A 12475-nucleotide genomic window follows, 5' to 3' on the forward strand; every position below is an offset into this window, starting at 1 on the left:
TGCGGGTAGATACAAATGGTTGAACTAGAGATTGATGGCGTAAAAGTTGAAGTGGCCGAAGGCAGTATGCTGATGGATGCCGCTGAAAAAGCTGGCAGCTATGTGCCTCACTTTTGCTATCACAAAAAATTGTCGATTGCGGCCAATTGCCGCATGTGTCTGGTCGATGTGGAAAAGGCCCCCAAGCCTTTGCCTGCGTGTGCCACGCCTGTGTCGCCCGGCATGATTGTTCGCACAAAAAGCGAAAAAGCGGTGAACGCCCAAAAAAGCGTGATGGAGTTTTTGCTGATCAACCACCCATTGGATTGCCCGATTTGCGACCAAGGTGGCGAATGCCAGTTGCAAGACATTGCCGTGGGTTATGGCGGTGTGTCATCCCGCTACCAGGAAGAAAAGCGCGTGGTGTTCTACAAGGACATCGGCCCGCTGGTTTCCGCTCAAGAGATGAGCCGTTGCATTCACTGCACACGTTGCGTGCGTTTTGGTCAGGAAGTGGCCGGCGTGATGGAACTGGGCATGGCTAATCGCGGTGAGCATTCGGAAATTCTGAGTTTTGTGGGCAATTCCGTTGATTCCGAACTGTCGGGCAACATGATCGATCTGTGCCCAGTGGGTGCACTAACATCCAAGCCTTTCCGTTACAACGCCCGAACTTGGGAAATGGCGCGGCGCAAGTCAGTTGCTGCACACGACAGCCTGGGTTCGAATGTGGTTGTGCAAGTGAAAGCCGACAAGGTGATGCGCATCGTTCCGCAAGAAAACGACAGCGTGAACGAGTGCTGGATTTCTGATCGCGACCGTTTCAGCTATGAAGGTTTGCAGGCTGCTGATCGTTTGACTGAACCAATGATCAAAAAGAATGGTCAGTGGGTCACAACGGATTGGCAAACCGCACTGAACGCGGCCTTTGAAGGATTGAAAAAGGCCCGCCGTGAATCGACGGACCTGAACAGCATTGCAATGCTGGTTTCACCGAACAGCACCTTCGAGGAAATGGCGCTGGCCAAAGCCTTGATGACAGGCATTGGTTCAACAAGTATTGATGCAGGTTTGCGCCACAGCGCAAACCTGAACCTGAGTGGTGCAACGCCTTGGTTGGGTGCTTCCGTTCAGGAATTGGCTGACGCTGAGTCTATTGTTATTGTGGGCGCAGACCCCCGCAACGATCAGCCTTTGCTGACCCAGCGTATTCGCCAGGCCGCAAAGCAGGGTGCCCGCGTGGTGCTTGTGAATGCGGGTGGATTGGATCCCTTGATGCCCAAAGCCGTGTGGCTGAAGGTTGCACCATCGAAATGGGCTGACACTTTGGGCCATGATGCTGTAGCCAATGCGTTGAGTGCTCCAGAGGGCGGCAAATTCGTATTAATCGGCCAGCAGGTTTTGATGAGCCCGTTTGCAGGCCAGGTGTTGGCCAAGGCCGTCGAGTTGGCCAAGTCCACAGGCGCCACCCTGGGCTTCCTGGGTGATGGTGCCAACTGGGTGGGATCTTTCGTGGCCGGTATTCAAGCCGGTGCCCACGGTGGCAAGAACGCCCATGCCATGTTGGAAGGCAAGGCCAAAGCAGCCATTGTTTTCGGCGCTGAACCAGATCTGGACAGTGTACAAGGGCAAAAAATCGTTCGCGGTTTGATCGATGCCGAGTTTGTGGTGCAAGCCAGTGCTTTTGTTGGCAACGCCAAGCAGTATGCGGATGTATTGTTGCCCATCGCGCCAAGCACTGAAACATCAGGCACTTTCATCAACATTGCGGGCATGGCACAAACCTTCAAAGCGGCAGTTCGTCCTTTGGGTGAAACCCGTCCGGGCTGGAAGGTGTTGCGTGTATTGGGCAACCTGTTGGGCCTGGATGGTTTTGAGTTCAATAGTTCCGAAGAAGTGCTGAAGACATTCATGCCAGCCAATCTGGCTGCTTTGTTGAGCAACACCATTCCTGAACAAACGGTTGCTGGTGTAGCCTTGAGTGGTCAACTTGAACTGGCTGCCTTTGCGCCTATTTATGACACCGATGCATTGGTTCGCCGTGCAGATTCATTGCGCAAAACCAAGGCTGCTAAACCGGCACTGGTACAAATCAGTGTGCAAACAGCCGAGTCGTTGGGTGTGAAGTCCGGTGACAAAGTTCAATTGACAGACTCTGAGGGCGGCACGTTGCGGGCTGCAGTTCTAGTGAATAAAACAATTGCTGAAAATACCGTGTTGGTACCAACGGGTCGCGCTGATTCGCAAAGCCTGCGTGCCGTGTTTGGTGGTGTGACGGTCGAGGCGGTGGTGGCCAGCGAGGTGCAGGCATGAGTTCACCAGTTGAAATGATCACCACGTTTGGTTCTGATTTGCTGGGCCCAGCTTGGACGCCAGTCTGGACACTGATCAAAATTTTGTGTGTCACCTTGCCCCTGTTGGGTTGCGTTGCCTACCTAACCTATTGGGAACGCAAAATGATTGGTCGCATGCACATTCGCATGGGCCCAAGCTATGTTGGCCCCATGGGTTTGCTTCAGCCAATCGCTGATGCGGTCAAGATGATGTTCAAAGAAATCATCGTGCCGATGAACGCCAATAAAGGCTTGTTCATCATTGCGCCGATCATGACCATCATGCCGGCTTTGGCTGCATGGGCTGTGATTCCCTTCGGTCCGGAAACTGTTTTGGCCAATGTGAATGCGGGCTTGCTTTACCTCATGGCGATTACGTCGCTTGAAGTGTATGGCGTGATCATTGCCGGCTGGGCATCCAACTCCAAGTACGCCTTCCTTGCGGCCATGCGCGCCTCTGCGCAAATGGTTTCCTATGAATTGGCGATTGGTTTTGTGTTGGTCACTGTGCTGTTGGTGGCGGGTAGCCTGAACATGACAGACATCGTGATGACTCAAACCACTGGTCAGTTCGCTGACATGGGCTTGAATTTCCTGTCATGGAACTGGTTGCCTCTGTTGCCATTGCTGGTGATCTACATGATTTCAGCGGTTGCGGAAACCAACCGTCACCCATTCGATGTGGTGGAAGGCGAATCGGAAATTGTGGCTGGTCACATGGTGGAATATTCCGGCATGACATTTGCCATTTTCTTCTTGGCTGAATACGCCAACATGATTTTGCTGTCCTGTTTGGCCGCGATTATGTTCTTCGGCGGTTGGGATGCACCGGTTGCTTTCCTCAGCTTCATACCAGGCTGGATCTGGCTGGGCATTAAAACTTTCCTGCTGGTGTCCATGTTCATCTGGTTCCGCGCATCATTCCCGCGTTACCGCTATGACCAAATCATGCGTCTGGGCTGGAAGGTATTCATTCCTCTGACCTTGGTGTGGCTGGTGGTCGTTGCTGCCTGGATGCAGACTCCCTGGAACATCTGGAATTAATTGAGAGCGAACCATGTTTCAAGTTGTTAAAGAGTTTTTGAACAGTTTGTTGTTGCGCGAAATGCTCAAGGGCATGGCATTGACTATGGGCTATATGTTCACCCAGCCGATCACCGTGCTGTATCCCATGGAGAAAACGCCGATGTCGCCGCGTTTTCGTGGATTGCACGCTTTGCGTCGCTATGAAAATGGCGAGGAGCGCTGTATTGCTTGCAAATTGTGTGAAGCCGTGTGTCCGGCCATGGCAATTACGATTGAATCCGAACAGCGCGAGGACGGCACACGCCGTACCAGCCGTTACGACATTGATTTGACCAAGTGTATTTTCTGCGGCTTCTGCGAAGAATCGTGTCCAGTTGATTCAATTGTAGAAACCCACATTCACGAATATCACGGTGAGAAGCGTGGTGATTTGTATTTCACCAAAGAAATGCTGCTGGCTGTGGGCGATCGCTATGAGGCTGAAATTGCAGCCAATCGCGAAGCCGACGCAGCCTACCGTTAAACCGATACAAAACTTAAAAGATTAAATGCAATGGATGCAATAACCGGTTTCTTTTATGTGTTCGCCGCCATTTTGGTGTTCGCCGCGGTGCGCGTAATCACAGCCAGCAATGCTGTACACGCAGCGTTGTACCTTGTGCTTTCGTTCTTTTCTGCATCTGCCCTGTGGATGTTGCTTGAAGCGGAATTCTTGGCCATTTCTCTGGTGCTGGTTTATGTGGGTGCGGTGATGGTGCTGTTCCTGTTCGTCGTGATGATGGTGGATGTGAACATGGACAAAGTACGTGCTGGTTTCTGGAAAAATCTGCCAGTGGCTGCAATCGTTGGCTCCTTGATCGCCTTCCAAATGTCAGTGGTCTTGTTGCGTGGTTTCTGGGACCCCAACCTGGAAACGCCCGAACAGGCTGCCAACAACACAGAAGCCCTCGGCAAGCTGCTTTACACCGAATACCTGTACCCATTTGAAGTGGCTGCCTTGATTTTGCTGGTGGCGATGGTTGCTGCGATCGCACTGACCCTGCGCAAGCGCAAGGACACGAAAGGTCAGGTGCCTTCAGACCAGGTTCGTGTGAAGTCCACCGACCGCGTGAAGCTGGTCAGCATGCCTGCAGATCTTGACCGCAAACAAACAAAAAGCGAGACCCCCAGTGGTCCCAAAGCCTGAACGGGAATAGACAACAATGATTTCTTTATCTCATTACCTCGTGCTGGGCGCGATTTTGTTTTCGATCAGCGTGATCGGCATATTTTTGAACCGCAAGAACCTGATCGTGATTTTGATGGCCATTGAACTGATGCTTCTGGCTGTGAACATGAACTTCGTCGCGTTTTCTCACTTCCTGGGCGATTTGTCCGGGCAGTTATTCGTTTTCTTCATTCTCACAGTGGCTGCCGCCGAGTCTGCAATTGGCCTGGCAATTTTGGTGGTCCTTTTCCGTAACATGAATTCAATCAATGTCGAAGACCTCGACCAGCTGAAGGGGTAAGCGCGAATGAATCCCTTGTATTTGATCGTTCCGTTCGCTCCGCTGGTCGGTGCCATTCTTGCCGGTTTCTTCGGCAAGCAGATTGGTCGCACGGGTGCGCACACAGTGACCATTGCTGGTGTTGCGATTTCCCTGATTGCCTCCATCATGGTGTTTATGGATGTCATGGAAGGCAACACTTTCAATGGCACCCTGTATGAATGGGCCGCTGTGGGCACCTTGGTCTTCGAGGTGGGTTTTCTGATTGACACGCTGACCGCCACAATGATGCTGGTGGTGACCAGTGTTTCATTGATGGTGCACATTTACACCATCGGATACATGGAAGAAGACGATGGTTATCAGCGTTTCTTCTCCTACATTTCCTTGTTTACCTTTTCCATGTTGATGCTCGTGATGAGCAACAACTTCCTGCAGCTGTTTTTCGGCTGGGAAGCGGTAGGCCTGGTGTCTTACTTGCTGATCGGTTTCTGGTACAAAAAGCAAAGCGCGATTTATGCAAACCTGAAAGCATTTTTGGTCAACCGTGTTGGTGACTTCGGTTTCATTTTGGGCATTGGTTTGGTCATGGCGGCGACTGGCTCCATGAATTACGCCGAAGTATTCGCGCAGGCGGACAGCCTGGTGGGTCAGACCATGCCTGGCACGGATTGGCCTTTGTTGGCTGTGGCTTGTATCTGCCTGTTTATCGGTGCAATGGGCAAGTCAGCCCAATTCCCTTTGCACGTGTGGCTGCCTGATTCCATGGAAGGTCCAACACCGATTTCCGCCCTGATTCACGCGGCGACCATGGTGACTGCTGGCATTTTCATGGTCAGTCGCATGTCGCCGCTGTTCGAACTCAGCGATATCGCCTTGAATTTCGTGTTGGTGATCGGTTCCATCACCGCCTTGTTCATGGGTTTTCTGGGCATCATTCAAAACGACATCAAACGCGTGGTTGCCTATTCAACCTTGTCGCAGTTGGGCTATATGACTGTTGCGCTGGGTGTGTCGGCCTATCCTGTGGCGATTTTCCACTTGATGACCCACGCGTTTTTCAAAGCCTTGTTGTTCCTTGGCGCGGGTTCCGTGATCATTGGTATGCATCACAATCAGGACATCCGCTACATGGGCGGCCTGTGGAAGTACATGCCAATTACCTGGATTACCTCACTGCTGGGATCACTGGCTCTGATTGGTACACCGTTTTTCTCGGGCTTCTATTCGAAAGACAGCATCATCGAAGCAGTGCATTTCAGCAATCTGCCCGCAGCCGATTTCGCGTATTTCGCAGTGGTGGCTGGTGTGTTCATCACCGCCTTCTACAGCTTCCGAATGTATTTCCTGGTGTTCCATGGCAAAGAGCGTTTCCATGATATTCAACACCATGACGACCATGGTGACGACGATCACCACGCGCACCACGGACCGGTACAGCCTCATGAGTCCCGTTGGGTGGTAACGCTGCCTTTGATCCTGTTGGCGATTCCATCGGTCATCATTGGTTACATTGCAGTGGAGCCCATGTTGCACGGTACTTTCTTTGAAGGTGTGATCACCATTAATCCTGAACACGGTGCCATGGCAGGTCTTAGCAGCATTTTCCACGGCGCTGCAGCCATGGGTGTGCATTCTTTGCAAACCGCACCTTTCTGGCTCGCCTTGGCTGGTGTGGTTGCTGCTGCGGTGTGCTACCTGTGGGTGCCTGCCATTCCGGCGGCCTTCATGAAAGCATTGAAGCCAGTGCACACATTGCTGGACAACAAGTACTACATGGACAAATTCAATGAAGTGGTTTTTGCAGGCGGCGCACGCGGCTTGGGTGAAGCACTTTGGAAGTTTGGCGACCGCATGTTGATCGATGGTTTGTTGGTCAATGGCAGCGCCAAACTGGTGGGTTTGATCTCGGGTGTGGTTCGATTTGCGCAAAGCGGTTTTATTTACCACTATGCGTTCGCGATGATCCTCGGCGTTTTGGCCATGATCATTACTTTCATCACACTCAAATAAACAGGGCGGAACCTCGGTTCTTACGATTGGAAAATATCAATGTCTAACAATATTCCTTATCTGAGTTTGGCGATCTGGCTGCCAATCGCCTTTGGTGTCTTGATCATGGCCCTGGGCAATGACAAGAACGCAGGTGCAGTTCGGGGTGCGTCCCTGATTGCTGCACTGATCAGTTTTGTCGTGACCCTGCCTTTGTATTTTGGTTTTGACACCAGCACAGCCCAACTGCAGTTTGTTGAGAAACTGCCCTGGATCGAGGCCTTCGGCGCGTCTTACGGCTTGGGTGTTGATGGCTTGTCTGTCTGGTTTGTTATTTTGACTGCCTTGATCACTGTTTTCGTGGTGGTCGCGGCTTGGGAAGTCATCACCGAGAAAGTGGCGCAATACATGGCCGCATTCTTGATTTTGTCAGGTTTGATGGTGGGCGTATTCACGGCGACAGATGGTTTGCTGTTTTACGTGTTCTTCGAAGCAACGCTGATCCCGATGTACATCATCGTGGGTGTGTGGGGTGGCCCAAACCGCATTTATGCAGCTTTCAAGTTTTTCTTGTACACGCTGCTGGGTTCGTTGCTCACGTTGGTCGCGATTATTTATCTACAGTTTCAATCAGGTACTTTCGAAATCGCGGCGTGGCACAAACTGCCGCTGGACATGACCGAGCAAATCCTGATTTTCCTGGCTTTCCTCATGGCCTTTGCTGTGAAAGTACCAATGTGGCCGGTACACACCTGGTTGCCAGATGCGCACGTGGAAGCACCCACTGGTGGCTCCGTGGTGTTGGCAGCAATCATGTTGAAGCTGGGCGCCTATGGTTTCCTGCGTTTCAGCATGCCGATTGCTCCAGATGCGAGCCACGAACTGGCCGGCTTCATGATTACCCTGTCGCTGATTGCGGTGGTGTATATCGGTGTTGTGGCTTTGGTTCAGAAAGACATGAAAAAGCTGGTGGCGTATTCATCAATCGCTCACATGGGTTTTGTCACCTTAGGCTTCTTCATGTTTCAGGACCTGGCAGTGCAGGGCGCCATCATCCAGATGATTTCTCATGGCTTCGTATCGGGCGCGATGTTCATTTGTATCGGCGTGCTTTACGACCGTGTTCACAGCCGTGAAATTGCCGCCTACGGTGGTGTGGTCAATACAATGCCGAAGTTCGCGGCATTTTTCCTGCTGTTCGCCATGGCCAACGCCGGCTTGCCTGCCACCAGCGGTTTTGTGGGTGAGTTCATGGTGATTCTGGGGGCCGTGAAGTACAACTTCTGGATCGGCTTGCTGGCCGCGACTACCTTGATCTTCGGTGCTGCTTATTCCCTGTGGATGTACAAGCGCGTGGTGTTTGGTGAAGTGGCCAACGACAACGTGAAGGAATTGACTGACGTAAACACCCGGGAATTCATGATGCTGGGTGCATTGGCAATTCTGGTCATGGCCATGGGCCTGTACCCCAAACCCTTTACTGATGTGTTGCAGGTGTCCGTTGATGCCCTGTTGCAACATGTGGCTCAGTCCAAGCTTTAATTGAGGAATGTTCGTGGATCAGATGAATCTCTCACTCGCTATTCCTGAAATTGCCCTGGCGCTATTCGCCTGTGCGTTTCTGATTGCAGACAGCGTGACCAAGGGCCGCATATTGCCAATGCTGCACAATATTGTGGTGTTGTTCTGTATCGGCCTTGGTGTGTATTGCCTTGCGCAGGTACCCACCGCTGGCACTGAACTGGCTTTTACCAATATGTACATTGCCGACAGCATGGCATTGGTATTGAAAGGCTTTTCCGCCCTGGCAATCGCATTCACCTTGATTGTGGGTGCGAATTACGCCAAAGACCGTGACATGTTCAAGGGCGAGCTGCACGCATTGGTGTTGTTTGCTTTGCTTGGTCAGATGATCATGATTTCCGCCAACAACCTGTTGCTGGTATACTTGGGCGTTGAATTGCTGTCGCTTAGCCTGTATGCCGCTGTGGCCATGCAGCGTGACAATGTGCGCGCAACTGAAGCGTCTATGAAGTATTTTGTTCTGGGCGCCTTGGCTTCAGGTTTCCTGTTGTACGGCATGTCGATGATTTACGGTGCTACTGGCTCCTTGAACCATTCGGATATCGCATTCGCTGCCACTGCCGCAGTATCGGGCCAGAAGTCGATCATTTTCGTATTCGGTATTGTATTTTTGGTGGCCGGTTTGGCCTTCAAGCTCGGTGTGGTGCCATTCCACATGTGGGTTCCTGATGTGTACCAGGGGTCGCCCTCCATTTCCACACTGCTGATCAGTGGCGCACCCAAGCTGGCTGCGTTTGCAATGATGATGCGACTGCTGGTGGATGGTCTTTTTGTGATGGCTTTTGATTGGCAAAACATGCTGATGGTGTTGGCGATTGCATCGCTGGCCATTGGTAACCTGACTGCCATTGCACAAACCAGTTTGAAACGCATGCTGGCATATTCGACCATTGCACAAATGGGCTTCATGTTGCTGGGTTTCCTCTCCGGAGTCAGTGGTCAAGGCGCAGGACAAGACACCGGCAATGCCGCGCAGGCTTATTCTTCGGCCATGTTCTACAGCATCACCTATGTGCTGACCACACTGGGCACCTTTGGTGTGATCATGGTGATGTCGCGCAAAGGCTTTGAAGTTGAAAACATTAGCGACCTGAAGGGCTTGAACAAGCGCGCACCTTGGTTGGCCTTGATCATGCTGTTACTCATGTTCTCGCTGGCGGGAATTCCACCCATGGTGGGTTTTGCAGCGAAACTGTCGGTGTTGAAAGCACTGCTGGCCACGGGCCAGGTCTGGTTGACTGTGTATGCCGTAATGTTCAGCCTGGTGGGTGCGTTCTATTACATCCGCATCGTGAAAACCATGTATTTCGAAGCGCCTGCGGATGAAACCGAAATCGTGATGGGCAATGATGCTCGCGCCGTATTGGGTCTGAATGGTTTGGCTGTGATCGCACTGGGCTTGTTGCCAGCGCCTTTGATGGCGTATTGCATGACTGCAATTCAGCAGACACTGGCTGGATAACTAACAAATTAGTCAACAAATTTAGTTTATTGAATACTTATAAGGGGTAGGTTTTGACGCAGACGATTGGGCATTGGTTGTTGTTTGGCTTGGCCTTGCTGTTTGCGAACCTGCCTTTTGTGAGCAACCGCATCATGGGCGTTCTGCCTGTGGCTAAAAAGGGCGGTTGGACTCGAGTGCTTGAAGTCATCGCCGGTTACTTCATTGTGGGCTTGATTGGCTTCGCTATCGAGGGTAGCTTGAGTCAGGTAACTCCCCAACGCTGGGAGTTTTACGCACTAACTGCGTGTCTGTTCTTGGTATTTGCTTTCCCCGGGTTTGTGTACCGCTTCCTGTGGCGTTCTCCAAAAGGCTGATTTCAGGTTTTCTCCCTCTGTTTTGTCTGTACTCCCGCAGCGATACTGTTGCGTTCAAAGTAAACGTCCTTTCAAGGAAAGCCAGTTATGAAACGTTTGCTGATTGGAGTCATCATTCCTGCTGCATTTGTACTCGCGGCATGTACAAATTCGCCTGAAGCCACAACCCGTAAACTGCAGTTTCTCGCGAAAACCGATTGCGAACTGGTTTACAAGTCAGCTGGAGCTCAGGTGGTCGAGAATTTCTGCGAAACGGAATGGAAACCAGTCACGGTTTATATTGACGACCAGAAGTATTCGGTGGACTGGATCAATGAAGAGACCAGTCGAAGGCTCTTTGAGCAGGGTTGTGGGCAAACAGCAGGGTGTTACTACGAGCTGACGCTAGAAGGTGTCACAGTCATTGGCAGATTTGCTTATGTGACTGATTTGCTCAAAGGGGAATACACTTTCGAGATTGATGCGAATGAGAACTCGACTTTGTTGGGCGAAACCACAACCGATTTGCCCTCATGATCTTTGTTTTTGAAGCCTGTGTGTCATCAACAAAAACGCCGACTTCAAGTCGGCGTTTTTGTTTGGTTTGCACAATTACATATTGGGGTAGTTGGGGCCACCACCACCTTCCGGTGTCACCCACACGATGTTCTGTGTCGGGTCTTTGATGTCACAGGTTTTGCAGTGTACGCAGTTTTGCGCATTGATCTGCAATTGGTCCTTTCCATCTTCCTTCTTCACGTACTCATACACACCAGCCGGGCAGTAGCGCTGTTCCGGACCCGCATACGTGGTCAGGTTTGTGGCCACGGGCACCTCGGCATTCTTCAATGTCAGGTGTGCAGGCTGGTTTTCCTCGTGGTTGGTGTTGGAGATGAACACGGAGCTCAAACGATCAAACGTGATTTTCCCATCCGGTTTTGGGTAGTTGATCGGCTGAAATTCAGAAGCGGGGCGCAGGCATTCATGGTCTGCGTGCTTGTGGTGCAATGTCCAAGGCACCTTGCCTTTGAACAGCTTTTGCTCAATACCCACCATCATGGTGCCGGTGTACAGACCTTTGCTCATCCACTGTTTGAAGTTGCGTGCACGGTAGAGCTCATCAAACAGCCAGGAGTCGTGGAAGGCTTTTGGATAGGCTTCCAGTTCGTCGCCAGCGCGGTCTTGAGCCAAAGCGTCAGCAATGGCTTCGGCACACAGCATGCCGCTCTTGATTGCGGCATGGGAACCCTTGATTCGCGAAGCATTCAAAAAGCCCGCATCGCAACCCACCAGTGCACCGCCAGGGAATACCAGTTTGGGCAAGCTCATCAAGCCGCCTGCAGCGATGGCGCGCGCGCCGTAAGAAATCCGCTTGCCACCTTCAAAGTATTTGCGAATTTCAGGGTGTGTTTTGTAACGCTGGAATTCTTCAAACGGCGAGAGATAGGGATTCTCGTAGGCGAGGCCCACCACAAAACCCACCGCAACCTGGTTGTTTTCCAGGTGATACAGGAATGAACCGCCGTATGTGTTTGAATCGAGAGGCCAGCCACCGGAATGAATCACCAAACCAGGTTTGTGCTTGGCGGGGTCGATTTCCCACAGTTCTTTCAAGCCAATGCCGTAAACCTGTGGGTCACGACCTTCGTTCAGATTGAATTTCTCAATGACACGTTTGCCCAAGTGGCCACGCACACCTTCCGCAAATACGGTGTACTTGGCATGCAGTTCCATGCCAGGCTGGTAAGCATGGGTGTGTTCACCATCTTTGCCGATGCCCATGTCGCCGGTTTGAACGCCTTTCACAGCACCTTTCTCGTCGTACAGAATTTCCGCACCAGAGAAGCCGGGGAATACTTCAACACCCAAAGCCTCGGCCTGTTCTCCAAGCCAGCGCACAACATTGGCCAGGCTGATTACATAATTGCCGTGGTTCTGAAAACATTCGGGCAACAGGGCGTTGGGTACTTTCTTGGCGGAGGTTTCGGTCAGGAACAAAAACTGGTCTTCCGTCACTTCCGTGTTCAGTGGGGCGCCGCGCTCTTTCCAGTCAGGAAAAAGTTCGGTGATTGCGCGTGGGTCCATGACCGCGCCTGACAAAATATGGGCGCCAACTTCAGAGCCTTTCTCCAAAACGCACACATTGATTTCCTGGCCTTTTTCAGCGGCCACTTGTTTCAGGCGAATGGCTGTTGACAGGCCGGCAGGGCCTCCACCAACTACCAATACGTCGTATTCCATCATGTCTCTTTCAACAGCCGACATTGGGTGCGTCTC

Annotated in this window: 11 protein-coding genes; 10 read left to right on the forward strand and 1 reads right to left on the reverse strand. The window is 51.8% G+C overall.

What is annotated here, in order from left to right; all coding sequences use genetic code 11:
* Nucleotides 1–15: 15 nt before the first annotated feature.
* The 10 genes from nuoG (at nucleotide 16) to LMED105_RS11080 (ending at nucleotide 10735) form a co-directional block, all read left to right on the forward strand.
* Complete coding sequence (gene nuoG / locus LMED105_RS11035; protein WP_008251205.1) at nucleotides 16–2292, forward strand: NADH-quinone oxidoreductase subunit NuoG; 2277 nt, start codon at nucleotides 16–18, stop codon at nucleotides 2290–2292.
* Nucleotides 2293–2306: 14 nt separating this feature from the next.
* Complete coding sequence (nuoH, locus tag LMED105_RS11040; RefSeq protein WP_369746080.1) at nucleotides 2307–3356, forward strand: NADH-quinone oxidoreductase subunit NuoH; 1050 nt, start codon at nucleotides 2307–2309, stop codon at nucleotides 3354–3356.
* Between the two features lie 13 nt (nucleotides 3357–3369).
* Nucleotides 3370–3861 (forward strand): NADH-quinone oxidoreductase subunit NuoI, encoded by a 492-nt coding sequence (nuoI, locus tag LMED105_RS11045; RefSeq protein ID WP_008251211.1) that lies wholly within the window; start codon nucleotides 3370–3372, stop codon nucleotides 3859–3861.
* Between the two features lie 30 nt (nucleotides 3862–3891).
* The gene (locus tag LMED105_RS11050; RefSeq protein WP_008251213.1) at nucleotides 3892–4524 is read left to right on the forward strand and encodes an NADH-quinone oxidoreductase subunit J; all 633 of its coding nucleotides are present in this window, start codon (nucleotides 3892–3894) and stop codon (nucleotides 4522–4524) included.
* Nucleotides 4525–4540: 16 nt separating this feature from the next.
* Nucleotides 4541–4846, forward strand: coding sequence for an NADH-quinone oxidoreductase subunit NuoK (nuoK, locus tag LMED105_RS11055; RefSeq protein ID WP_008251215.1), 306 nt, complete (start codon nucleotides 4541–4543; stop codon nucleotides 4844–4846).
* Between the two features lie 6 nt (nucleotides 4847–4852).
* Entirely contained in the window at nucleotides 4853–6838 is a 1986-nt protein-coding gene (nuoL, locus tag LMED105_RS11060; protein ID WP_008251217.1) for an NADH-quinone oxidoreductase subunit L, read from the forward strand.
* Between the two features lie 39 nt (nucleotides 6839–6877).
* Nucleotides 6878–8359, forward strand: coding sequence for an NADH-quinone oxidoreductase subunit M (locus LMED105_RS11065; RefSeq protein ID WP_008251220.1), 1482 nt, complete (start codon nucleotides 6878–6880; stop codon nucleotides 8357–8359).
* 7 nt (nucleotides 8360–8366) lie between these two features.
* Nucleotides 8367–9863: an NADH-quinone oxidoreductase subunit NuoN gene (nuoN, locus tag LMED105_RS11070; protein ID WP_008251221.1), complete on the forward strand. Its 1497-nt coding sequence runs from the start codon at nucleotides 8367–8369 to the stop codon at nucleotides 9861–9863.
* A gap of 53 nt (nucleotides 9864–9916) precedes the next feature.
* A complete protein-coding gene (locus LMED105_RS11075; protein WP_040513257.1) occupies nucleotides 9917–10219 on the forward strand; it encodes a DUF2818 family protein in 303 nt (100 codons plus the stop codon).
* Between the two features lie 87 nt (nucleotides 10220–10306).
* Nucleotides 10307–10735: a hypothetical protein gene (locus LMED105_RS11080; protein WP_008251223.1), complete on the forward strand. Its 429-nt coding sequence runs from the start codon at nucleotides 10307–10309 to the stop codon at nucleotides 10733–10735.
* A gap of 75 nt (nucleotides 10736–10810) precedes the next feature.
* Here the strand turns inward: LMED105_RS11080 and LMED105_RS11085 are convergent, their stop codons facing one another.
* Nucleotides 10811–12463 carry an electron transfer flavoprotein-ubiquinone oxidoreductase gene (locus tag LMED105_RS11085; protein WP_008251224.1) on the reverse strand — a complete coding sequence of 551 codons (1653 nt, stop codon included), beginning with the start codon at nucleotides 12461–12463 and terminating at the stop codon, nucleotides 10811–10813.
* Nucleotides 12464–12475: the final 12 nt, after the last annotated feature.

Source organism: Limnobacter sp. MED105 (assembly GCF_000170915.1).
Classification (GTDB): domain Bacteria; phylum Pseudomonadota; class Gammaproteobacteria; order Burkholderiales; family Burkholderiaceae_B; genus Limnobacter.

Excerpts from the sequence above, each read along its gene's own strand:
- LMED105_RS11050 (WP_008251213.1), top strand. The coding sequence starts at position 3,892 with ATGGATGCAATAACCGGTTTCTTTTATGTGTTCGCCGCCATTTTGGTG.
- nuoN (WP_008251221.1), top strand. The coding sequence starts at position 8,367 with ATGTTCGTGGATCAGATGAATCTCTCACTCGCTATTCCTGAAATTGCC.
- LMED105_RS11080 (WP_008251223.1), top strand. The coding sequence starts at position 10,307 with ATGAAACGTTTGCTGATTGGAGTCATCATTCCTGCTGCATTTGTACTC.
- LMED105_RS11085 (WP_008251224.1), bottom strand. The coding sequence starts at position 12,463 with ATGTCGGCTGTTGAAAGAGACATGATGGAATACGACGTATTGGTAGTT.
- nuoI (WP_008251211.1), top strand. The coding sequence starts at position 3,370 with ATGTTTCAAGTTGTTAAAGAGTTTTTGAACAGTTTGTTGTTGCGCGAA.
- nuoL (WP_008251217.1), top strand. The coding sequence starts at position 4,853 with ATGAATCCCTTGTATTTGATCGTTCCGTTCGCTCCGCTGGTCGGTGCC.
- nuoG (WP_008251205.1), top strand. The coding sequence starts at position 16 with ATGGTTGAACTAGAGATTGATGGCGTAAAAGTTGAAGTGGCCGAAGGC.
- LMED105_RS11065 (WP_008251220.1), top strand. The coding sequence starts at position 6,878 with ATGTCTAACAATATTCCTTATCTGAGTTTGGCGATCTGGCTGCCAATC.
- nuoH (WP_369746080.1), top strand. The coding sequence starts at position 2,307 with ATGATCACCACGTTTGGTTCTGATTTGCTGGGCCCAGCTTGGACGCCA.
- nuoK (WP_008251215.1), top strand. The coding sequence starts at position 4,541 with ATGATTTCTTTATCTCATTACCTCGTGCTGGGCGCGATTTTGTTTTCG.